This window comes from Paenibacillus sp. FSL H7-0714, assembly GCF_038003765.1.
Classification (GTDB): domain Bacteria; phylum Bacillota; class Bacilli; order Paenibacillales; family Paenibacillaceae; genus Paenibacillus_AQ.
Genome location: NZ_JBBOPT010000001.1, coordinates 6,030,303 through 6,053,193, shown reverse-complemented (window position 1 = coordinate 6,053,193; position 22,891 = coordinate 6,030,303). Strand labels below are relative to the sequence as shown.

Annotated in this window: 23 protein-coding genes, 1 riboswitch and 1 other annotated feature; of the genes, 17 read left to right on the top strand and 6 right to left on the bottom strand. The window is 43.7% G+C overall.

Translation table 11 applies throughout. From position 1 onward, the window contains the following. Positions 1 to 167: 167 nt before the first annotated feature. Complete coding sequence (locus tag NST34_RS27165) at positions 168 to 1,142, bottom strand: aldose 1-epimerase (RefSeq protein ID WP_076300354.1); 975 nt, start codon at positions 1,140 to 1,142, stop codon at positions 168 to 170. Between the two features lie 134 nt (positions 1,143 to 1,276). Next, positions 1,277 to 1,516: a binding site (T-box leader), on the top strand. 61 nt (positions 1,517 to 1,577) lie between these two features. Here NST34_RS27165 and trpS point away from each other — a divergent pair. Next, positions 1,578 to 2,564, top strand: a complete 987-nt coding sequence (gene trpS, locus NST34_RS27160; protein WP_341129135.1) for a tryptophan--tRNA ligase — start codon at positions 1,578 to 1,580, stop codon at positions 2,562 to 2,564. A gap of 1 nt (position 2,565) precedes the next feature. On the opposite strand, the gene NST34_RS27155 is transcribed toward trpS, so the two are convergent. Next, positions 2,566 to 2,754 carry a hypothetical protein gene (locus NST34_RS27155; protein ID WP_042130914.1) on the bottom strand — a complete coding sequence of 63 codons (189 nt, stop codon included), beginning with the start codon at positions 2,752 to 2,754 and terminating at the stop codon, positions 2,566 to 2,568. Between the two features lie 108 nt (positions 2,755 to 2,862). Next, complete coding sequence (locus NST34_RS27150) at positions 2,863 to 3,864, bottom strand: metal-dependent hydrolase (protein WP_341129134.1); 1,002 nt, start codon at positions 3,862 to 3,864, stop codon at positions 2,863 to 2,865. A gap of 242 nt (positions 3,865 to 4,106) precedes the next feature. Between NST34_RS27150 and cyoE the strand changes: the two genes are divergently transcribed. After that, positions 4,107 to 5,039 (top strand): heme o synthase, encoded by a 933-nt coding sequence (gene cyoE, locus NST34_RS27145; protein ID WP_042191612.1) that lies wholly within the window; start codon positions 4,107 to 4,109, stop codon positions 5,037 to 5,039. A 17-nt stretch (positions 5,040 to 5,056) separates the two neighbouring features. Next, the gene (locus NST34_RS27140; protein ID WP_305953490.1) at positions 5,057 to 5,680 is read left to right on the top strand and encodes an SCO family protein; all 624 of its coding nucleotides are present in this window, start codon (positions 5,057 to 5,059) and stop codon (positions 5,678 to 5,680) included. 125 nt (positions 5,681 to 5,805) lie between these two features. On the opposite strand, the gene NST34_RS27135 is transcribed toward NST34_RS27140, so the two are convergent. Together NST34_RS27135 and NST34_RS27130 are read right to left on the bottom strand one after the other, a co-directional pair. After that, complete coding sequence (locus NST34_RS27135) at positions 5,806 to 6,153, bottom strand: DNA primase (protein WP_076285257.1); 348 nt, start codon at positions 6,151 to 6,153, stop codon at positions 5,806 to 5,808. A 131-nt stretch (positions 6,154 to 6,284) separates the two neighbouring features. Then, complete coding sequence (locus tag NST34_RS27130) at positions 6,285 to 7,472, bottom strand: MFS transporter (RefSeq protein WP_076300351.1); 1,188 nt, start codon at positions 7,470 to 7,472, stop codon at positions 6,285 to 6,287. 270 nt (positions 7,473 to 7,742) lie between these two features. Here NST34_RS27130 and NST34_RS27125 point away from each other — a divergent pair, with 270 nt between their 5' ends. The 13 genes from NST34_RS27125 to NST34_RS27065 all read left to right on the top strand — a co-directional run bounded on the left by NST34_RS27125 (position 7,743) and on the right by NST34_RS27065 (position 22,138). After that, positions 7,743 to 8,180 (top strand): hypothetical protein, encoded by a 438-nt coding sequence (locus NST34_RS27125; protein ID WP_042191604.1) that lies wholly within the window; start codon positions 7,743 to 7,745, stop codon positions 8,178 to 8,180. A gap of 61 nt (positions 8,181 to 8,241) precedes the next feature. Next, a complete protein-coding gene (locus NST34_RS27120; RefSeq protein WP_076300350.1) occupies positions 8,242 to 9,387 on the top strand; it encodes a transglutaminase domain-containing protein in 1,146 nt (381 codons plus the stop codon). 266 nt (positions 9,388 to 9,653) lie between these two features. Beyond that, positions 9,654 to 11,729: a peptidoglycan D,D-transpeptidase FtsI family protein gene (locus tag NST34_RS27115; protein WP_341124088.1), complete on the top strand. Its 2,076-nt coding sequence runs from the start codon at positions 9,654 to 9,656 to the stop codon at positions 11,727 to 11,729. Between the two features lie 26 nt (positions 11,730 to 11,755). Then, positions 11,756 to 13,861, top strand: a complete 2,106-nt coding sequence (locus NST34_RS27110; RefSeq protein WP_341124089.1) for a peptidoglycan D,D-transpeptidase FtsI family protein — start codon at positions 11,756 to 11,758, stop codon at positions 13,859 to 13,861. Between the two features lie 77 nt (positions 13,862 to 13,938). Beyond that, positions 13,939 to 14,694 (top strand): Cof-type HAD-IIB family hydrolase, encoded by a 756-nt coding sequence (locus tag NST34_RS27105; RefSeq protein WP_076285252.1) that lies wholly within the window; start codon positions 13,939 to 13,941, stop codon positions 14,692 to 14,694. A gap of 36 nt (positions 14,695 to 14,730) precedes the next feature. Then, positions 14,731 to 15,216, top strand: coding sequence for a DUF456 domain-containing protein (locus tag NST34_RS27100; protein ID WP_076285251.1), 486 nt, complete (start codon positions 14,731 to 14,733; stop codon positions 15,214 to 15,216). Positions 15,217 to 15,243: 27 nt separating this feature from the next. Continuing rightward, complete coding sequence (locus NST34_RS27095) at positions 15,244 to 16,872, top strand: putative polysaccharide biosynthesis protein (RefSeq protein WP_341129133.1); 1,629 nt, start codon at positions 15,244 to 15,246, stop codon at positions 16,870 to 16,872. Between the two features lie 78 nt (positions 16,873 to 16,950). Then, positions 16,951 to 17,295, top strand: coding sequence for a thioredoxin family protein (locus NST34_RS27090; protein ID WP_042194485.1), 345 nt, complete (start codon positions 16,951 to 16,953; stop codon positions 17,293 to 17,295). 89 nt (positions 17,296 to 17,384) lie between these two features. Further along, the gene (locus tag NST34_RS27085; protein WP_076285250.1) at positions 17,385 to 18,362 is read left to right on the top strand and encodes a COX15/CtaA family protein; all 978 of its coding nucleotides are present in this window, start codon (positions 17,385 to 17,387) and stop codon (positions 18,360 to 18,362) included. A gap of 109 nt (positions 18,363 to 18,471) precedes the next feature. After that, positions 18,472 to 19,206: a Cthe_2314 family HEPN domain-containing protein gene (locus tag NST34_RS27080; RefSeq protein WP_042191592.1), complete on the top strand. Its 735-nt coding sequence runs from the start codon at positions 18,472 to 18,474 to the stop codon at positions 19,204 to 19,206. 100 nt (positions 19,207 to 19,306) lie between these two features. After that, positions 19,307 to 19,446, top strand: a riboswitch (SAM riboswitch). A gap of 100 nt (positions 19,447 to 19,546) precedes the next feature. After that, on the top strand, positions 19,547 to 20,563 hold the full coding sequence (locus NST34_RS27075) for a methionine ABC transporter ATP-binding protein (protein ID WP_339267032.1): 1,017 nt from the start codon (positions 19,547 to 19,549) through the stop codon (positions 20,561 to 20,563). Then, the gene (locus tag NST34_RS27070; protein WP_042191587.1) at positions 20,563 to 21,222 is read left to right on the top strand and encodes a methionine ABC transporter permease; all 660 of its coding nucleotides are present in this window, start codon (positions 20,563 to 20,565) and stop codon (positions 21,220 to 21,222) included. Before NST34_RS27075 ends, NST34_RS27070 begins: the two co-directional genes overlap by 1 nt. A gap of 58 nt (positions 21,223 to 21,280) precedes the next feature. Continuing rightward, positions 21,281 to 22,138 (top strand): MetQ/NlpA family ABC transporter substrate-binding protein, encoded by an 858-nt coding sequence (locus NST34_RS27065; protein ID WP_341129132.1) that lies wholly within the window; start codon positions 21,281 to 21,283, stop codon positions 22,136 to 22,138. A gap of 155 nt (positions 22,139 to 22,293) precedes the next feature. On the opposite strand, the gene NST34_RS27060 is transcribed toward NST34_RS27065, so the two are convergent. After that, complete coding sequence (locus tag NST34_RS27060) at positions 22,294 to 22,542, bottom strand: NifU family protein (protein ID WP_042130899.1); 249 nt, start codon at positions 22,540 to 22,542, stop codon at positions 22,294 to 22,296. Positions 22,543 to 22,623: 81 nt separating this feature from the next. Here NST34_RS27060 and NST34_RS27055 point away from each other — a divergent pair, with 81 nt between their 5' ends. Then, a complete protein-coding gene (locus NST34_RS27055; protein ID WP_042191582.1) occupies positions 22,624 to 22,878 on the top strand; it encodes a YuzB family protein in 255 nt (84 codons plus the stop codon). The last annotated feature ends 13 nt before the right edge of the window (positions 22,879 to 22,891 follow it).

Below are 22,891 nucleotides of genomic sequence, written 5' to 3'. Positions count from 1 at the left end.
GAGCGCTAAGAGGTTAATTCATGCATCACTTCGAAAGGTTTTAAGGATGGTAATTATTAGTGAAATAAAAGTGAGGATAGAAACCCTTTATTACTAGGGATTACACAAAAAAAATCGGTCTTCCCTTACGTAATCGCAAGGTAAGACCGATATAATGTATATCTGCTTTAAATCTCAGGATAGATCATTTCCAGCACGGTGGATAGATTCTGACTTTGACCGGGTTCTACCGTTAAAAGACCTGTAAAGGAAGCATCCTCGGATACATTCGGTGCATTCGCGAGCCATGTATAGGGCTCAATACACAGAAATTGATCCGCCGGTCCTTTGGTATATAGCACCCAGTGACGGAATAGATTCTCGTCAGCAGTATAACGAAGGCCATAACCATCATCACGTAATAATAAGGCTTCTACAGGCTGTTTTTCTCCAATACGTAGAGCAGTATCAAAATTAGTTCCCTGCATGTTCATTCCGGTGTTCAAGGCTTCCAGATCACCAAGTGGAATCAGATTGCCGCTAGGGAGCAATTCATCGTTCAGTTCATAAATACTATTTACTGGGAGCTTAAGATTCCAGCGCTCAGGTTCTCCATCAATCATAAACCAGGTGTGATAACCGATCCCAAAAGGAATTCGATGATCTCCAAGATTTGTAACCTTTAAAGTTTGGGTAAATCGGGCTTCCTGAAGCCTAAACGTCATTTCGAATTTAAGTGGGATAGGGAATTGCTCCATCCAGTGAGGATCATCTTCCGTTCGGAATTCAGTAGTGACCGCGCAACCATCCTCATCTTCTTCAATATCGCTGACACACCAAGCCTGAGTTCGGTGTAGACCATGAATATGATTGTCATTAGCGGTATTCTGGTCGAATTGATAACTTGTACCCTCGAACTGAAATTGGCCCTTGCGAATTCTTCCGGGTGGAATTAATAGCGGCATGCCAAAATGGTAAGGTTTTTGCATAAAGAAAGCTTGATCGCTTTCATCAGGCCGCCGTAGAATTTCCCGTTGTTTCTTTACATCAAACAATGAAATCACGTTATTTCCTAGTCGCGGCAAAAGCGTGACTTCCAGTTCACGGCTGTGCAAAATATAAGTATCATAACCGCCCCACTGCCCTTTGGTCACCTGTTTCATGAGATATGCTCCTTTATCGTAACTGTAATCGAATAGAACATGGATAACCTTATCATAACAGATTTATACGGTAGTGGTTAAGTGATTTGACAACTTCTCTTTATGGTTCTATGATGAAGGCATTAATTCATGATGATAATGTGATGACGGGGACAAGTAGGCAGGTATTGCACCTTCAGAAAGCCGGTGGTTGATGCGAACCGGTAGGACAAACCTGATGAATGGACCCCTGAGCGCCGAGCTTGAACGGGAGCTAAATGCCCTAGTAGACCGGCCGGATCTTCCCCGTTAACGGAAGACTAAGGCTGTTTTCTTCTTGTCTAAACAAGATTAAGCAGCGAATAAGGGTGGCACCACGGTCTCACGTCCCTTGCGGATGGGGCTTTTTTTGCGTTCTCGGAAACTTAGAAATGACATCAAACGGAGGTCTATATTATGAAAAAAGTATTGTCAGGCATTCAGCCGAGCGGTTCACTTACACTGGGGAACTACATTGGAGCACTGAAAAATTTTGTGAAGCTGCAAGATGATCATCAATGTTTCTTTATGGTTGTCGATATGCATGCGATCACTGTAGCACAAGATCCGGCGGCACTGCGTGAGCAGTCAGAGTCCGTAGCAGCCCTCTTTATTGCAGCGGGAATTGATCCTGCACGTTCTAATGTCTATATGCAGTCGCATGTGCCACAACACGCTGAACTAGGCTGGATCATGACGACACTTACAGCAATGGGTGAGTTGGAGCGTATGACCCAGTTTAAAGATAAATCATCAGGTAAAGATTCTGTTGGCGCTGGTTTATTCGTCTATCCTTCCTTGATGGCAGCAGATATTCTTGTTTATAACGCAGATCTTGTGCCGGTCGGAGAAGATCAGAAGCAACATTTGGAGCTGACTCGTGATTTAGCTGGCCGCTTCAATAATCGTTTTGGCGAATTCTTTACCATTCCGGAGCCGTACATTCCAGAGGTGGGTGCACGTATTATGTCTCTGGATGATGGTACCAAAAAAATGAGCAAGAGCAACCCTAACGCTGGCAGCTACATTGCTCTGTTGGATTCACCGGACGTGATCCGTAAAAAAATCAGCCGTGCAACGACTGATTCAGGACGTGAAGTGATTTTTGATCCAGCTAATAAGCCAGAGATCAGTAATTTGATGAGTATTTATTCCGAATGTTCTGGAATGACACTCCAGCAAATTGCCGATCGTTATGAAGGGCAAATGTATGGTGGCTTTAAGAAGGAGCTTGCTGAAGTGGTTGTATCTACGCTTGAGCCTTTACAACAAAAATATAATGAAATTCGTAGCTCGGGTGCGATTACAGATATTCTCGCTGAAGGTGCTGGTCGTGCACGTATTGTTGCAACTGAGACGTTGAATGGAGTTAAAGAACGGATGGGATTTCTGCCAGCTCGTTAATTTAATCAGCGCTCAGGCTTTCCTGTTTGCGTCTGATCTTGGCCTTGAGGATAAATCCCCAGCCAATATTCATGACACAGAGAAACCCGAGCAGAAGTGCCAACCAAAAGCTATAACTGATCGCGATTGAAGCGGCAGTAAGAATAAGAATAGAAGAACAAGCGAACCAAAGTGAAAGTCCTTTACCCATTAGGAGAGCCTTCCTTTCTATGTCTGCTAAAATGAATCCCGGAGTATGATAATAATACTCCGGGATTTTTTGTGATTATAGAATAGATCTCTGCGTAAGTCTACAGTTTCATCGTAAAGAACCAGGGTCAATGGAAAATCGTTTGTCGAGCTTCTCGCTGCTAAGCCAACCTACATAAGTATTTAAAGGTCGATATTGATTGTCCATCACTAACACAGCCACAAATGGGTATTGTTTGCGATGTAAATAACGTACGTCCCCCCAGCGAACCATATATCCTGAAGGAAGTTCCTCGACTTCGGCTACTGCATAAGAGGTGAAGTATAGAAAGGACTGAATATCAGGGTGCGACTTGGATATCTCCACAGCGGGATGATTCGAGCATACAGCATGTTTGAACCATTCCAGTCGATTATTGACTAACTGCCCAACATCATAACTACCATCTTTTTTCACTTTTACTACGTTCCAGCGCTTTAGTGAAATTGTAGGGATTACAATATAACGTTCGCCGGCATTATGATGTAAATCCTTGAGTTTGATATTACGCGTAAGACGTGCGTGAACGACGGTTCTCCAAATATAATAAAGAATAGTACAGGCATACAGCGTAATAAATAAAGGTTGCGGTGGAACGATACCGGTGATCCAGAGAAGGATGGCTGCGATATGGCTACCAAATATAAATGGATCAAAAATGTGGATGATGTTCCATGCAATCCATTTCTCCGTGAATGGACGTGCAGCCTGAGTGCCATAGGTATTAAATAGATCAGAAAATACGTGAACACCTACACCAATGAAGCTCCAGAGCGCAATATGGCTTAGAGCTTGTAAATCAGTAAAACCAAATAAGGGCCCTAACACGAAGGAAATCAGCGCGGGCCACAGAATTAGAAAGGGTAGGGAATGTGTGATTCCTCGGTGATTTCGAATATACATTGCATTGTCCTTCAGTCGAAGCGCAGTATCGGCATCAGGAGCCTGAGAGGCGAGCACTGTTGCCAGCATAACAGCCCCGGCCAGTTTCGGATCAGAAGCAACGATGGGATCAACGAAGGAAAGCCCAGCTAAGCCTAGGCCCATAACTAAATGTGTAGCAGTATCCATTGGTCAGTTCTCCTTTGTTGTTCGGAAGTTCTCTATTTAATAATTACCCAAATACAGCTCTGGTTATTAAGGGGATTGAAATAAATACAAAATAAATATTGTCACGTAATTGTCGAATTCATGAACTTACTGTTCCATGACTGTCAAAGTCTTCACGGGTTTGTTATGATAAAGTTAACAGCGAAGTTAAAAAAACTTCGGTTAGAACGTTACATGTTCGTTTAGAAGGAGGATCATTAGGTGTGGACAATCATATAACATTTCAAGCTTCTTCCGACTCTGCAGCCATGTCTGCAAAATCTCCACCGGAAGGTGCTAGCTGGCGTGATTTCATTGCAGTAACAAAACCCGGTATTATCCGATCTAACCTTATTGCGGCCTTTGCGGGATATTGGCTGGCCTCGGGTTGGGATGTTCATTACGGCAGATTAGTTCTGACTCTGCTCGGTACAATGCTGGTTATGGCTTCAGCCTGCGTTTTTAATAACTATTTCGACCGGGATCTGGACATGAAGATGGAAAGAACCCGTGAACGGGGGCTTCCTACAGGACGACTGAAACCAAACACTGTATTATTATACGCCATTGGGCTTGGTATTGCAGGTTTGATCGTGCTGTTTGCTTTTTCAGGTATGCTTGCCGGTCTGTTTGGAATTGTTGGCATGTTCGTTTACGTAGTAGTATACACGCTTTGGTTGAAGCGGACATCAACATGGAGCACCTCCGTAGGTGCGATTTCTGGAGCAATGCCCCCGGTAATTGGTTATGTTGCGGTTTCAGGAACGGTTGATCTAGGCGCTTGGCTGATCTTTGCCATGTTGTTTCTATGGCAACCCCCTCACTTCTGGGCGTTGGGCATTAGACGTAAAGAAGAATATAGAGCGGCAGGATTTCCATTACTACCTGTAGTTAAAGGGACGCGACGTACGAAGTTTCAGATGATTCCTTATGTAGCCCTTTTGCTGCCTATTCCAGTGTTAATGTACGCCTATGATTACGCAGGCATATTTTTTCTAATCATTTCATCAGCGTTGTCCTTGGCTTGGTTAGTATTGACCTTGATGGGCTTTAAGGCTAAAGATGATGAAGTCTGGGCGAAGAAGAATTTCCTCTTCTCCATTAACTACCTGACAGTTAGTTTGATCGTACTTGTATTGAATACGATTCACGGTTAAGAAGAGGGAGGGTATACGTGTCCGTGCAAACCTTTAAGCGTTATAAATGGACTTGGCTTCTGCTAATACTTGCTTTGATTATGGCTGGTTATCTGGCAATTAACTCTTTGAATTTAGGAAAAGAAAAATTGCCAGTAATCGGAGAAGTGCAGGACTTTTCTCTTGAAAATGTGAATGGAGACCAGGTTACTCTGGCTGATACACAAGGTAAAGCACGGCTGGTATACTTCTTTTTTACACAGTGTCCGGATGTATGTCCTATAACTACGTTTTTGTTATCTCAGACACAGAAGATTCTGGTCGAGGATGGCAGTTTTGGTAAAGATACGGGTTTTGTCTCTATCTCTTTTGATCCGAAGAATGATACTCGGGAAGCTATTAAGGCTTTTGCAGACCGGTTTCAGGCGAATTATGATGGATGGTATTTCTTGCGGGGGGATCAGGAAGAAGTTCGTAAGTTAGCGACGGATTCTTTTAAAGTACTAATCGCAGGGAATTCCAAAGAAAATTTCGTACATGCCAACCGTATAGCGTTAGTTGACCGAGACAATCAACTTCGTGCATTGTATGACGCAGGAGATACGGAGAACGTAACTCCTGAATTTCTTGCCGATCAGCTGACGAAATTGGCTCGGGAATAGAATATCAAACATTAAAAACGCCTTTTTCGAATCCCTCTTTATTGAGCGGATAACGAAAAAGGCGTTTTTTTAAATATACGATAGTATAAGTTTCATGCTATACATTATCTTTATACTTGTTTCAGCTAAAATGGAAGTGGTTCAGGGTAGATGATGAAATCTTCTAATCCGGCTTTTTCGAGCTGAGTGATGTTGTATTCATCAGGCGTACCTTCCACACCAGCATATCCGCGACGAGTATAAATATGATCGGCATCAGGGAAGGCATCCCGGAGCACACTGCGTATTTTTTTGCCAGAGCTATCGTTATCCAAATAAAGGTATACTTCTCCATCTCCTACTTGTTGCCGGAGGGATTCTAATTTTAGTGTATTTAATGTACCAAAGGTACATAGGATTTCTACTTCCGGTACCAGCACGCGCCGTAATCTGCTGCGATCGTTCTTACCTTCGACAATAATCGTTATGGACATTAGCTGACAATCACCTCCGGGAATGGGTCTAAGCTTCAGGCTCATTATAGTTTACCGAAGGATCGTCATTTTTAACAACTGTTTCTGCAAGAAAGTCTTCATTCCCCGGGAAATGTCGTAAAAGCAAAGAATCATGCGGCTCGCCCGTTCCATTTGGAAGTGAGGTTCGATAGTTTACCAGTGTTTTTAGGTGGAAGAAGAAGCAATGCTACCATTAGTAGTAGAAAGGCTATGAAGTAAGGAGAAACGAAGGACCTTAGCTGTCCAGCAGCCACGGGCCCAGCGAATGCACCAAGTGACATGGCTATCGACTGCATGGAGAAAGTCCGACCCATTCGCCCAGGGCCACCGAGACTAATAAAGAGTGATGCCATTGCAGGAAACAACACTCCTTTGGCTGCGCCGAGCATAAAAAGAATCGCAGCAGTCGGAATCCTGTGAAATGAAGCGAGTGCAAAGAAGCTGATGGCCATTCCCAGTAATGCCGCTGCTATTCTTCCCCCCGGAGAAAGACGGTTCAGGAAGAGCATGCTGAGCGTTACCAAAGCACCTAAACTGAGGAGTGACAGTAGTATACCAGTGGAAAGAATACTGTTGCTCCCTGTTTGAGATAGTGGGAGCTCGAAAAAGAGAACGCCTTGTGAACAGGAAACGAAAAAAGGTAAAAGGTAATACCGTTTGGATACCAGTTCATCATCTTTCGTTGGTATAGAAGGTTTATCTGGAACTTTTAATGCTGATGGCGCTGAGCTTAGCGGCTTTAATATATGTCTCGAAGGCGCAGGTACACTAAAAAAAGCCATGATTCCTGTTGCGATAAGGAGCCATCCAAGTGTGGTGAAGGTGCCAGAGTAGCCGGCTTTTGCTACGATAAAAGCTCCTGCAGCAGGCGATACAACTGAAGCTAACGTATGAACGATACCATGTCCGGACATATATTTACCCTGCTCTGTGGCATCCGATGACAAAGAAGCGAGTAACGTCATACAGGCTGGAGAGAGGAAAGCGAGCACGAATCCACTTGCTGCTCTTAGCATTAGCAGATGCCATGGAAGCTGTACATGAGCTTGCAGCAGTAGGATAGCTCCCGCTGCGACAAGGCTGAAGACGATGTAGCGGCGGGAGCCATTACGATCGACGAGTACGCCTGCAAGCAGATTGCCGGGAAGGTGGGTCAACGAGTACATGCCCATCATCCAGCCAATAAAGGTGGGTCCCGCACCAAGAGAGATGGCAAAGGGCGTAAGGACGGGATACTGAGCATGTAAATCGAAGAACGCCAAAAAGAGAAATAAGTATAGCCACAGCGCAGTTTTCACAGGGAAACACCTCCGAGAGCCACCTACAGCACAAGTGAATGCAGGACGGCGTAATAATGAAGAACCAATTCTTAAGCACTACTTGTACTTTACGTGGGACAGAGAGGGCTTATACCGCTTTTTTAATTCCGCTAGTAGGTATACCTTTTACGGAGGGTGGAACCATGAATTATGATGGGTATTCATGTATAATAATTAATATTGGCGTTATGTCTATGGGAAGAGAGAATCCTTGGGACGAAACTAGGCGATAGGGGTGTTGTGAGATTGATGGATCCAGAGGTATGGTCACAGTTTATAAGGGAAAATTGGCTAGTTATTGTAATTGCGCTTGTCCTGCTGTTTGCGGTTGTTAATTTGGTTAAAACCGTTCTGAAATGGGCGATTGTCATCGTGATCGTTGTAGGTTTGTTCATCTATAGTGGTGTTACAATGGACCAAATTGGTAACGCTGTGAATAAGGTGGCAGATGGAACGGTAAGCACGCTGAAGAAGGAAGCGCAAGAGGTTATGCTTAAAGAAGCGCAGGATGCGAAGTACACTTCAAATGGAGACGGGACCTTTACGATTACAACGCCGAATATTGAAGTGAAGGGCGCAGCGGGTGAAGATAAAGTAGAGGTTACTTTCCGTGGTGTGAGTCTTGGAAAGTGGAGTGTTACGGATACGACAAAAACATTTATCGAGGAAGCCCGAAAACATCAATAACAGGCTTGGACTCAAAAATACAACAAGCGAGCAAGCACGCGACTGAAAGGAGAGAGCGGATATGATAAACGGATGGATGACTAGTGTGAGTGATGCTAATATCATCTCCATCGCCCTCCTGCTGGTTGTAGTCTTCTCTCTATTGCAAGGCTGGAGCAGAGGTTTCTCAAGCGCTACCGGAAGATTATTTGGGCTGCTGGGAACAGGATTATTTACTATAGCATCTTTGGTATTAGCTATCCCAGCTGCGGCCTACCTCAATCCCTATGTAGAGACTTGGGCATCGGGTATTAGTCTTCCTGATACGAAGCTTACACAGTGGCAGCAAATTTATTATACGGCGGTGTCTGTGTTATCAGAATCACCGCTAGTTCGATTTCTATTGTTACTCCTGATTTCTTATCTGTTAATTCGTATGCTCTTAGGACTGTTATCCATGTTGCTTCCTTTTCCACAATTGCGGCGTACTAAGAAGTTTAAAGACAGAAAGATTACGCAGGTAAGCCGTATGGGAGGAGCAATGGTTGGATTAATTATCGGCTTAATGCGTAGTCTGGTAATTGTTCTCGCTCTTTTCATCTGTGTTGGATTAAATCCGGAGAGTGGATTTAGTCGTTATGTGGAGTCCTCTCCAATCTATAGTCAGAGCGCTGCTGCTGTATTTGAACCTATTGTTGGTGAGACTGTGCAGAAGAAACTTCCTATTCTGACAAAGACCGTTGCAGCAGAGATGAATGATATCCTTCGCAGAAAATATGAGGTTATCGATCATGAAATTCCTCAGGATATTATAGGAGCAGCAGAAGACATTGTTGGACAAGCGCAAGATGAAGAGAAAAAAGCGAGACTTCTCTATGATTGGGTAGGTACACGCGTGACTTACGATTATGCTAAAGCTGACAATTATTTGCAAAACAGGGTCTGGCATGAACAGACACCACAGGATACATTCGACACTCGGCAAGGGGTGTGTATAGACTATGCCCGACTGTACGCTGTGATGGCTCGTTCACAGGGCTTGCAGGTACGGGTTGTAACAGGTCAGGGTTATGATGGGCGTGGCGGTTATGGTGCACATGCTTGGAATGAAGTATATATAAGTGATCGGCAAGCTTGGATTCCGCTGGATCCGACTTGGGCTAGCAGTGGAGATTGGTTCAATCCGAAGGATTTTGATGAAACGCATATTAGGGAGAACGCCCTCTGAGTGAGGGCGCTGAACTCAAGGGGTGTGGTACAATAAACTCAAGTAACGTCAGTTCTAACTTAAATGCGAGGGCATGCTCACAATAAGCAGCTAAGAACTCACCTTCATCATAAGAGTAATGTCTCAGGCAAAGGGTTGTCAGACATTTTTTTAAAATATAAGAAAGTATAAGCACTATACTTTATGTCTTATATTTCTCGCTTAAACACTTACCTTCCTTATAAGGACGGTCAAGGCGTTTATGCTTGTAGAAGGGGAGAAAGCTGGTGAGTTTGTTTGGTAAGCAGCTCCCGCCTAAGGACGGGATATCTTCAAGAAATTCTGTAGGTTTGAGACTGAATATTTTTTTCTTTGGCACTTTTTTTATTTTTTGTATTATTATCGTACGTCTTGCAGGTTTACAGTTTACTGAGGGAGCTCTGTTGAGTGAAGAAGAAACGAGCCGGGAAACGAAAATTGTTCCGCTCGCAGCGATGCGTGGGATTATTTTTGCTGCCGAAGGAGAGCAGATTGCCTATTCAACACCTACGGAGTCGCTTTACCTTACATTAACTAAAGATTATACAGCTAGAACGACAGATAAAGTAACGGGTGAGACCTCACTTACGGAGAAGGCGAAGTACAACTCCGATATGCTTGCAGCAAGGCTTGCAGCTGATTTTGCTAAATATGGAGATCCGAATGCGCCGAAGCTGACGCAGCAAGATATCTTGGATTCATTAGATTTAGATTTCAAAAAGTATTTAGGTTATGTGCCGCGACGGATCAAGACTGGATTAATTCCAGAGGAAATAGCCTATTTCATGGAGCATAAAGACAATTATCCGGGGCTAACGATCGTGGAGGAGAGTGTTCGTCACTACGATAAAGATACGGTAGCGGTGCAGACAGTCGGCTTTGGAAAACCGTTTAAATCGACTGAAGATATAGCGATGTATAAGAATGTCCGTAGTGAAATGAAAAAAGATTCTCCCCCTGGACTTATGTATAAAGCAGAAGAATATGTGGGGTTTGATGGTCTGGAAATGCAGTATCAACGAGAGCTACGAGGAGAAAATGGTTATCAGGTCATTTCGGTGACTCCTCAGAATATGGCTGAGAAGGTTGAACAGAACGTTGCTCCTGTAAAAGGTAATAATATTTGGATGACAATTAATAAGAAGATTCAGATGAAGACAGAACAGGCCATATTGGATCAGATTAAATGGCTGCATACCAATGCTGTTCAAGGTGAGACGCATCCAGATGCTTTAACCGGATACGCCGTAGCAATGGAAGTGGAGACTGGAAATATTGTCGCCATGGCAAGCATGCCGGATTACGATTCAAATGTATGGACTAAAGACTCCTTACCAACACCTGTTTGGAATAAAATAATGAATAATCATCTAAACGGTACGATTACTTCGAATTCATCTGGTAGATCAGGTCATGATTTTAGTTCACTTGTATTTATGGGATCTACGATCAAACCATTAAGTGTGTTAATTGGTTTAAAGGAAGGTTTCTTTAATACCTCAACAACCTATTCAGATGTGGGCATTACTTATTTCGGTAAGGATAATAAATCATCCGTAAGAAATTCATCGGGTCACGTATATGGTTCACTAGATCCGGCCAAGGCGATTATGAATTCCTCTAATGTATTTATGATTGATATGGTGGGTAAGCAGCTTTACAAGAAATATCCGGGGGATAAAGGCATTGAGGTATGGGACAGATATATGAAAGAGTTCGGGCTGGGTGTATCTACGAAAAGTGGTCTCCCAGGTGAATCAGCGGGCCAGATTAACTATACTGATCTTAAGGCCGCAGGCAGCTCGCAGGCCGCACTTATCTATGCTTCTTTTGGCCAACAGGGCAGTTATACTACATTGCAGCTTGCCCAGTATGCTTCTACTCTTGCAAATGAAGGAGTGCGTATTAAGCCTCAACTCGTTAGCAAGATCACGGATGCGCAAGGTAAGGCGGTTAAGGAATTTCAAAGAGAAGTGCTTAATACGGTAACGTTTGACAAATCCTACTGGAAAGAGATCAAACAGGGGATGAGCAGTGAAGTTAGTGCTTTTGATGATTTTCCTTATGATTTTGCACGTAAGACAGGTACCTCTGAAAAAACAGACAGAAAAAATATAAACCGTGATAATGGGGTATTTATTGCCTTTGCTCCGCGAGAAAATCCGAAGCTAGCCGTAGCGGTTGTTATACCAGAAGGGGGCTTTGGCTCCAAAAGCGCTGCGCCGGTGGCTCGTAAAATTTTTGATGCCTATGATTGGGAGTACGGGCTCGATGGTGTGCCGAAAAAGAATGTCACTCCTGCGTCAGGCCCCGTTCAAGAATAATTAGAGAAAAAGGAGAGAAATAAACTGTGAGTTTTTTCCGTAAGCAGGCCTCACCTCCAGATGAGACCAACAGTAAAAGTTCCATAGGCCTGCGACTCAACGTGTTTTTCTTTAGCACGTTTGTTATATTTTGTGTAATTATTATACGCCTGGCTGTGTTGCAATTCGTGGAAGGACCCACTTTAACTGAAGTGGAGACAAGCAGAGATACCAAAAATGTACCGCTAGCTTCCATGAGAGGTGTAATTTATGCTGCTGAAGGTGAGAAGTTAGCGTACTCTACACCGGTTCAATCGCTGTATATTACGCTCAATAAGGAGTATACCGCTAAGCAAACAGATAAAATTACCGGTAAAACTACCCTAACTCCAGAAGCTAAAGCCAAGTCAGATGCATTGGCAGCCAAGCTGGTAGCTGATTTCAATAAATATGGTGATCCAAAAGCTGAGAAGATGACAGAAGCAGATGTTATTGACGCACTGGATTTATATTTCCGGAAATCACTTGGCTTTATGGCACGGCGAATTAAGGCGGACCTGACTACTCAGGAAGTGGCCTATTTCATGGAACATAAGGGAGAATACCCAGGCCTTGAAATTGTCGAGGAAAGCATTCGTCATTACGATAAAGATACGGTTGCCGTACAGACGATAGGTTATATCAAGCCTTTTAAATCAGCAAACAGCCTTAATATTTATAAGAATATCTTAAATGCTATGAAGAACAATCCGGAGCCAGGACTAACGTACAAGGACGACGAATTTGTCGGATTTGACGGCCTGGAGCTGCAGTATCAGAGAGAGCTTCGGGGACAAAACGGCTATCAGGAAATCTCCGTCAATCCACAGAACATGGCAGAGAAAGTCGAACGTGTAGTCCCTCCTGTCAAAGGCAATGACGTCTGGACAACTATTAATAAGAACATTCAGATGAAGACAGAGCAGGCGATTATGGATCAGATTAAGTGGTTGCATTCCAATACTGTACAGGGTAAAACGCATCCTAATGCTTTAACTGGTTACGCTGTAGCGATGGAAGTCGATACGGGGAATATCGTCAGTATGGCAAGTATGCCGGACTACGATACGAATATTTGGACATCGGGATCCTTATCCACTGATGTCTGGAACAGTATCATGGATAACTACCAGAACGGTACCATTAATCCGATTTCTTCAGGGACGTCAGGTAATGGACTTAGGTCTGTACTGCTACTAGGTTCAACAATTAAACCTTTGAGCGTACTCGTGGGTCTGAATGAAGGTCTCTTTACAACCTCAACCTACTATCCGGATAGAGGTTTCGCGACTTTTGGTAAAACAGGTCATGAAACTAAGGTAAGAAACTCCGGAGGACATGTGTACGGTTCTATGGACCCTGCAAGAGCGATTGAGAAATCGTCGAATGCGTTCATGGTGGACATGATCGGTAAACGATTGTATGACAAATACAAAAGCAAAGGCGTAGATGTCTGGGATAAGTATATGAAAGAGTTTGGACTTGGTGTATCCACGGGAAGTGGTCTGCCAAATGAATTCTTAGGACAGATTAACTATACCAATATAGAGGCTGCGGGTAGCGCCCAAGCGGCACTTGTATATGCTTCTTTCGGCCAACAAGGTAGTTATACGGTGTTGCAGCTTGCCCAATACGTAGCTACACTTGCTAATGAAGGACAGCGGATCAAACCTCAGCTAGTTAGCAAGATTACAGATGCTGACGGAAAAGTAGTCAAGGAGTTCGGTCGTGAGGTAATAGATGAAGTAACAGCCTTCGATAAATCCTACTGGAAAGAAATTCAACAGGGTATGCGAAGTGAAGTTAGTGCTTTTTCTGATTTCCCTTATGATTTTGCTCGTAAGACGGGAACATCTCAACAAGTGGCAAAGGGTCAAATTCGCGATAACGGTGTATTTATTGCTTATGCCCCACGAAATAACCCTAAGCTGGCAGTAGCCGTAGTCATTCCAGAAGGGGGCTTTGGTTCCCAGAGTGCTGCGCCGGTCGCACGTAAAATTTTTGATGCTTATGATTGGGAATATGGACTTGATGGCGTTCCGAAGAAGAGTCTACAGTCAGGTAATAATACAAATGATCCTGCGAATGAAGGAACGACTACAGGTACTCAGTAACTTTGACTCTAAGGTGAATAATGATTAAAAAATAAACAGCTGCTCTATTGAGAGCATAAAAGAATGGAGGGGTGGCAATGACTGCCAAATACCGCCTGCTTGCTTTGGATATGGATGGAACCCTACTGAATGATGAACAGATTATTACACCTACAACGGTGAAATGGCTTCAAAAGGCGGTCGACGCAGGCGTTCATGTCTGTCTGTCGACAGGCCGAGCTTTTACAAGTGCATTTCCATATGCTGAGCAGCTTGGACTAGAAACACCTATGATTACTGTGAACGGTAGTGAGATATGGCGAGCACCACATGAAATTTATCGGCGATCATTGATGGATCCTATGCTGGTACAACAAATGTATGAACTTGCTAAAGAAGATGACATCTGGTTCTGGGCCTATTCTACGGAAAAAGTCCACAAACAGGATAACTGGGATGGGGATGTAACGGGCAGAGAATGGCTTAAATTCGGTTATCACACCGAAGATGATGAGCTTCGTCATAAACTGCTGCTTCGTCTTCAAGATATGGGTGGATTGGAGATTACGAACTCCTCTCCACATAACCTGGAGATTAACCCTCTAGGAGTGAATAAAGCAGCCGGAATCATGGAAGTCTGTAAGCTGCTAGGACTAGACATGTCCCAAGTTATAGCGGTTGGTGACAGCCTCAATGACCTTGCAGCGATTCAGCAGTCAGGGCTTGGGGTTGCCATGGGCAACGCTCAGGAGACGGTTAAAGAAGAGGCTGACGTTGTGGTGGCTTCTAATAATAATGATGGAATTGCAGAAGTCATTCAAAAATATATTTTTAATGAAGCTATTGCGAAGTGAATCCATAGAGCATATTTGCTATTAGGAGGTTAAGTGTTGACGATCCTGGGTTGGATTCTTATTATTGCTTTATTTGCCGTAGGGCTAGCGGGGGCTGTGTACCCTATACTGCCGGGTGCGCTTGCGATTTATCTTGCCTTTTTCGTATATGGCTGGTTCTTTTCTTTCGAGCCTTTTGGTGTCTGGTTCTGGATCATTCAAACGCTGATCGTTGTAGTTTTATTTATTGCTGATTACGTTGTAGGGGCGTGGGGCGTTAAGAAATTTGGCGGCTCACGTTCATCGATTATCGGGAGTACGATTGGGCTAATCATTGGTCCTTTTGTAATCCCAGCCTTTGGACTTATTATTGGTCCGTTTCTGGGTGCCTTTATAGGAGAATTGATCGTAGGTTCTTCACCAGCTAAAGCTGCCAAAGTAAGTGTAGGATCAATACTTGGGTTGTTTAGTAGTACTGTTGTCAAAATTGTGCTACAAATTATTATGGTCGTCCTCTTTTTTATATGGGTCGTCCGGTTTTAATTTTAACAGTGAAGAAGGGGAAATGGTTTGTCCAAGAAAGAGTCTTTCGTAAAAGGCACGCTTATCCTTGCTGCTGCAGCTTTGGTGGCAAGGGTACTCGGGCTTGTTCAGCGGGTGCCGCTGGATCATATTTTTGATGATGTGGGGAGAGCATCATTTGGGGTATCGAACAATATCTATTTAATGCTGCTCACCGTGGCTACAGCAGGTATTCCAAGTACGCTCAGTAAAATGGTCTCCGAGCGGTACGCTCTGAATCGTCCTGAAGAGGCGAGACAAGTGTATCATGCAGCATTGCTGTTTTCAGTAGCAGCAGGGGTAATCATGACGGCCTTGCTGTACATAGGCGCTCCGTTCTATGCGACACATATTGCTGATGTACCTGAATCAGCGATGGCAGTTAGGGCTATTGCACCTGCGCTTTTACTTTTTCCGGCAATTGCCATGATGCGTGGATATTTTCAAGGGCGCAACAATATGATGGCTGGTGGTATTTCACAGATTGTAGAGCAGTTCGCTCGCGTACTAGTCGCTATTTTACTAGCTTATATTCTATTACAGCAGGGGTATAACAATACAACTATAGCTGCGGGAGCATCCTTCGGTAGCGTAATTGGTAGTATTGCAGCATTTGGTGTCATGATTTATTTTGCAATTAAGCTGCGCCGAGAGGATAAACAGCAAGGATTAAATTACAATACCACTCAAAAATTGCCGATTTGGGGAATTTACAAAGATATTTTCACACTATCAATTCCGATCGTGCTCTCTTCACTTACGATTCCCGTAGTGAATGTGATTGATACTTCTTTGGCTGTTCCACTGCTTATTGATCAGATGGGTAGAGAGAGTGCAACAGCAGCTTTGGGTATACTAACCACGCGTGCTCAAAGTGTGGCCGGAATTCCACCGGTACTAGCCATTGCGCTAGGTACCTCGCTGATTCCGATCATTTCAGCTGCCTATGCCCGTCGTGATGAGGGACACTTGAAGAAGCAAATTACACTTGCTTTGCGGATTTCTATCCTGACAGGGATGCCAATTGTGTTGGCACTTGTGGCAGCAGCTTATTCTGTAAACGGGTTATTGTTCAGCAGCTTGGACGGAAGCGGAATTGTGGCGATGCTTACGATTGGAACGATCTTTCAGATCACCATGATGACAACGAACTCCATCTTGCTCGGTATGGGCAAATCACGCGTTTCAATGTATTATGTGCTAGTGGGTATTATTGTTAAATTAGTCGCAAGCTTCTTACTAAGTAAGATATTTGGGATCTACGGGATTATCGGCGCAACAGCACTTTGTTTCGTAGTTATTACTATTCTTAACTTACGGATGCTGAAATCCATTGTACCTTTCGAAATTATGGGTAAACGGTGGGGCGGCTTCGCAATTGCGGTTCTGGTGTCCGGTGGTATTGGTTTTGGACTTAACCAAGCTGGAATTCTGTTAACAGATCTAATGCCTGCACGTCTGGCATTTCTGATCACTTGTCTTGTTGTAGGGGCCGCAGTTGTTGTTATTTATCTGGTCATGCTAATTGTACTGGGTGTGCTTACTAAACAGGAAATCTCCAGTTATCCGCGTGCATTGCAAAAATTGTTGAATCCGCTGATGAAATTGCAGCCTGCGCGTGTTCGTATGAGAGAATAAGTTTGACTTCTGCATGACATTTTGCTTCACTTAAAGAATAGAAATTTGACAGATATGGAAGAAAGGACTGAACAAGCTATGGACAAAATTAGTTCTCCTGCTGAATTTCAGGTAGCCATTCAATCTCCTCGATTAACTGTAGCCATCTTCAAGGCGGACTGGTGCTCGGATTGTAAATTTATCGATCCTTTTATTCCTGAGGTAGAGCAAGCCTATGCAGATCGTCTAACGCTGGTTGAGGTTGACGTTGATGCTGTGGGTGACGTTAGTCAGGAACAAAATATTATGGGTATTCCAAGCTTTGTCGCGTATTCCGATGGGCGTGAATTGGTTAGATTCGTTAATAAATTACGTAAATCCCGCGAGGAAATTGAGAATTTCCTGGATAAAGCGGTTCAAGTGCATCAAAGCCTTCAACAGTAATTCCGGAAAACCACCGCTTTCGCCTGTTCGAGCAAAAGCGGTGGTTTTTTAAGATGCTTCTTCATTACTAAAAACTGCGGGTGATATTTTTGTCGACAAATCAGTTGAAATGGCTTAGTTATCTTACTTGCCTTATCATGTTCCTCGCTGTACTAGGGGGAGCGGTTGTAACGAAGACTGGATCGGGATTGGAATGTGGAAATGAATGGCCGCTCTGTCATGGGAAATTGATTCCGGCCTATACTGTAGGTTCGATGATTGAATACACCCATCGCTTGTTTAGCGGATTGGCAGGGTTATTGTCACTTGCCTCGATGATTGCCTTTTGGCGTTATGCTCGAAATCGGCGGGACTTGTTAGTATATGCATTTATGACGTTGCTGTTTGTAATTGTTCAAGGTGGTATGGGAGCGCTTGCAGTGATTAAATCCCAATCTGCTGCTGTAATGGCACTGCATATGGGCTTTTCCTTGATTGCTTTTTCAAGTTCTCTAATGCTGGCTCTAGGAACTAAAAGGCGACATGAAGCAGGTGAGTACGATCCTAAGATGGAGCTTCAGAAGAAACCCGTCAGTAAGGCTTTCCGCAATTTAACCTGCTTCACGGCCTTATATTCCTATGTTGTTGTTTATATTGGAGCCTTTGTTAGTCATACGGATTCGCGCGGTGGATGTTCTGGCTGGCCGCTCTGTAACGGTGAATGGGTTCCCGAGCTTTCCGGGGGAGTAGGTATTGTTTTTACGCACCGGATTGCGGCTTTGATCTTATTCATTCTTACTGCGGTGCTTGGACATTTAGCTTTTTGGAAACATAAGGATTACCCAGAGCTAAGAGCTCTTGGCGTAGCGGCTGTTCTGCTGTGCTTGATGCAGGTATTTAGTGGTGCTGCTGTTGTTTACACACTTGATAATGAAAGATTGTACATATTTGCCGCTTTGGCTCATATTTTGTTGATCGCTAGTTTGTTTGGTGTCTTATGTTATATGAGTGTAAGAGTCTGGCAGCTGAATCGTGCGAGAAATGTCGTTGTTGAAAAAAATCCAACGAATCCAATGACACCGTTGTAACACCCTTGGTAGAAAGTTCCCACCGTGGATAGAGTCGCTTTACCTGCGGAATAATAAAGTGGAAATCGGTATATCGTGGTGCTGGACAAAACTTTAGGAGGACTGGGATATGCTGCGGGTTATACTTGGAGAGCCGCCTCGAAAGAACAGCGGTGTATTGGCTGACGCGATGGAGAACATGGCCACATTTGCAGCCTTACTGCGCAAGGAAATGAACGCTCATGAGGATAATGACCATGAATACCGCAAGCTGGAGATTTGGACACGTGGACTGATCTCCTCATTGGATGAATTGGAGCAAAGCTGGTTCGCAGCTGCTTTTTACCGGAAATCGGTAATCGCTGGTTATATGGACGATATGTCACCAGTGGAACAAGGCGATTATGCGCGGTATGTTTATTTTTATAAAGATGGATTTATTCGTGTGTTCTCTCTTCTGGACAAGCTTGGAACGGTACTGAATCATTTTTATGACCTCAAAACCTCCAAATTAAAAACGCACTTTTCTTATTTTACAGTACTGCGTCAACTTCAGTTATTGAATGTGCATCCTGCATTAGCGGATCAACTGGAACAGATCAAGAACTCTTATCGTGATCCACTGGAGAATCTACGCAAGCGCAGAAATGCTGAAATTCATTATATGAATTCCGAAATGCAGGATGATTTATGGCAGCGGCATCAAGGCTTGCATGACAAAATTCAGCTTGAGGATTTAGATAGCCATCTTGAGGATTTAAAGCAGTCCCTTGAAATGAACTGTAAAACATTAATCGCGGCATTCAGCTACAGCAATGAACAGCTGCGTAAGGAAATAAGCAAGGCAAAGCGTGTACAATCCTAAGCGTTCAAGATATTTCCTTTTGACAAAAAACAAGAAACTTACTATACTTATGCTTGCATTAAAGTCTGTACGAATTCAAACATAAAATTTCATACTCTATATCTTATCGAGAGTGGCGGAGGGATAGGCCCGATGAAGCCCGGCAACCGATTTGTATACAGCGCGATTAGCGTTATGTACAAATGTCATGGTGCTAATTCCTACAATGACGCAAGGTTTGTGGTCGTTGGCAGATGAGAAGGCATTGTCTAAATAAACACACAGAGCCTCTTGCGATCTGCATCGATCGTCGGAGGTTTTTTTGTATGGAATAAGTGAATTATAAAGGGGGCGACGAGCGTTGATTAATCTAAAAGGAATAACAAAGGTATATGGAAAAGGCAGCCATGCGGCTACAGCACTTTCCGGATTGAATTTGTCTATCGAAAAAGGTGAAATATTCGGAGTTATTGGCCATTCTGGAGCGGGGAAAAGTACATTGATCCGTTGCATTAATCTGTTGGAGCGTCCGACAGAAGGGGAAGTTTGGGTAGATGGCATTGAACTAACCAAGCTTACTCAAGGTCAGCTGCAGGAGCAGCGGCGCAAGATAGGAATGATTTTTCAACATTTCAATCTGCTATCTTCTGCGACTGTATATGATAATATTGCTTTTCCTCTACGACTCACAGGTACCTCGAGAGCAGATATTGATGCAAAAGTGAAAGAACTGCTTGCTCTAGTTGGGCTTGAAGAACACCAGGATAAGTATCCGTCTCAATTATCAGGAGGACAAAAGCAACGAGTCGGCATCGCTCGGGCACTTGCCAGCGACCCTGATGTGCTGCTGTGTGACGAGGCAACCTCTGCGCTTGATCCACAAACGACAGACTCTATTCTTAAGCTATTGCTCGATATTAATAAACGGTTCCATCTGACTATTGTGCTGATCACTCACGAAATGCACGTGATTCAGAGCATTTGCGACCGTGTTGCGGTCATTCATGGTGGTGGTATCGTTGAGCAAGGTAAAGTCACGGAGGTATTCCTGAAGCCGCAGCATGAGGTCACTCGCGATTTCATTCGCAGTGAATCACAGAATGAGGGACCCCTTCGTACGGCGCTTGACGCTGCTGCTGGGGACAACTCTCAGGCCGTCAAAATTACTTTTTTCGGAGAGAAGACCTACGGCTCTGCACTTTCCAATGTAGTACGTGAGACAGGTGTTAGCTTCGCCATTCTGCATGGTACCATCTCAACGATAAAAGACGTACCTTATGGACAAATGATTGTTCGGTTCGAAGGTCCAGCTGAAGCGATCGCTGTGACGATAGCCGAACTAACCGCTCAAGGCCTTGAAGTGGAGGTGATTTCGTAATGAATTTCGCAGACTTAAACTGGCAAGAAATGATGGATGCTACAGTTGCTACCTTGCAAATGTTAATATTCTCTGGATTGTTCACAATTATTCTTGGTTTACCACTCGGAATTCTATTGTATTTATGGGGAAGATCGAATAGTATAGTAATCAGAGTAATTTACTCGGTCTTATCATTCTTTGTAAACATCTTGCGTTCCGTACCGTTTATCATTTTGATGGTGGCTTTAATTCCTTTTAGCAAAACCATCGTTGGAACCTCCATTGGAGTACTTGGTACGATTCCACCGCTCGTGATTGGTGCAGCTCCATTCTTTGCTCGCTTGGTGGAAACGGCATTAAGAGAAGTGGATCGTGGAGTAATCGAAGCGGCGCAAGGGATGGGAGCATCCACGAATCAGATCGTTATGCGTGTTCTTTTGCCAGAGGCTCGTCCAGGTCTGCTCGCTGGGGTTACGATCACACTGGTTACATTGGTCTCCTATACGGCAATGTCCGGGATGGTAGGCGGCGGCGGGCTAGGGGATCTAGCGATTCGTTACGGATATTACCGATATGAGAAGGAAGTTATGATTATCTCTGTAGTCTTAATGGTCATACTGGTGCAACTGCTACAAATGGCCGGTGATCGACTAGTACGACATTTCACACGGAAATAAGGTACGTCCATATATAGCCTTATTCATACAAATACCAAGGATAAGAGGGGGATTTAAAATGAAAAAATTACTACTTACTTTTTTTAGTCTGACACTGGTTGTGGTGCTGGCTGCTTGCGGCAATAACAATAATGCTTCTAACTCGGCTGCTACTAATGCACCAAAAGATGGTGCTGCAACTGAGTCATCTGCAGAACCTGTAAAATTGGTGGTTGGTGCTTCACCTGTTCCACACGCTGAGATCCTAAAAGCTATTGCTCCATTGCTTGAAGCGCAAGGAATTACATTAGAAATCAAAGAATTCACTGACTATGTTCAACCAAACGTTCAGCTTTCAGAGAAGAATCTGGATGCTAACTTCTTCCAACATCAACCTTACCTGGATGACCAGAATCAAAAGAACGGTTCGGATCTAGTTTCTGTTACAGCCGTTCACGTTGAACCTTTTGGTGCTTATTCCAAAAAAATCAAATCCATCGACGAGCTGGCTGATGGTGCGAAAGTAGCCATCCCGAATGATGCTACAAACGGTGGTCGTGCACTGATCTTGCTTGCCAAAAATGGACTGATTTCTTTGAAAGATGATACCAACATCACATCTACCCAAGCAGATATCACTGAAAATAAGAAAAACCTTAAAATCATCGAGCTAGATGCAGCAATGTTAGGTCGTCAATTGGATGAAGTAGATCTTGCCTTGATTAACACTAACTATGCTTTGGAAGCTAACCTAGTTCCTACTAAAGATGCTTTGTTCATTGAGGGTACGGATTCCCCTTATGCTAACATCCTTGTAGCTCGTCCTGACAATAAAGAATCTGATGCAATCAAAAAGCTTGCCGCTGCACTGAATTCTCCAGAAGCTAAAGCTTTTATTGAAGAACAGTACAAAGGCTCGATCATTCCAGCATTTTAAGACAGAAAGCTGACTTAATCTCTAATACAGCATAAAACCCGCTGCCTAATGGCATGCGGGTTTTATGCTGTATGTTGTAGGGGAAGTGTAAATCCTCTATAATAAGAAAATCCCGATCTCCTGAAGAGGAGGATCGGGAATGATATTGAATGGGATTAGAATACTTGCATAACTTCTTGTACGCCTTCTACTTCTTCAAGAAGGGCGCGTTCAATCCCGGCTTTCAAGGTGATCGTGGAGCTTGGGCAGCTGCCGCAGGCACCCATAAGTTTCAACTTAACGATGCCGTCTTCTACATCGACCAGTTCAACGTCGCCGCCATCGCGTTGCAGGAACGGACGAAGCTTATCCAGCACTTCCAATACTTCATCATACATTTCGGTGCTTTGTGCATTCTCACTCATTTCTCAATCACTCCTTTCGTAAGTTCATTATAGTACAAAAAGTTAAAAAATAAAATGGTTAGGCGGAATAGGGAGATCATCATGAGACCAATTATTGAATTTTGTGCCAGTAACATGGGTCACGGAACAGACAAGCTAATGCATAAGTTGGAGGAAAATCCAGATTACGATGTGATCGAATACGGATGCCTGAACAATTGTGGGGAATGTTATTTAACCCCGTTTGCCATGGTTGAAGGGGACATCGTTGCAGCAGATACTGTTGACGAGCTAGAAAAGAAAATTGATACTAAAATCAAAGAGCTAGAGGCTTGGTTTAATATGGACCTTGATTAAATGCTTTTTGTGG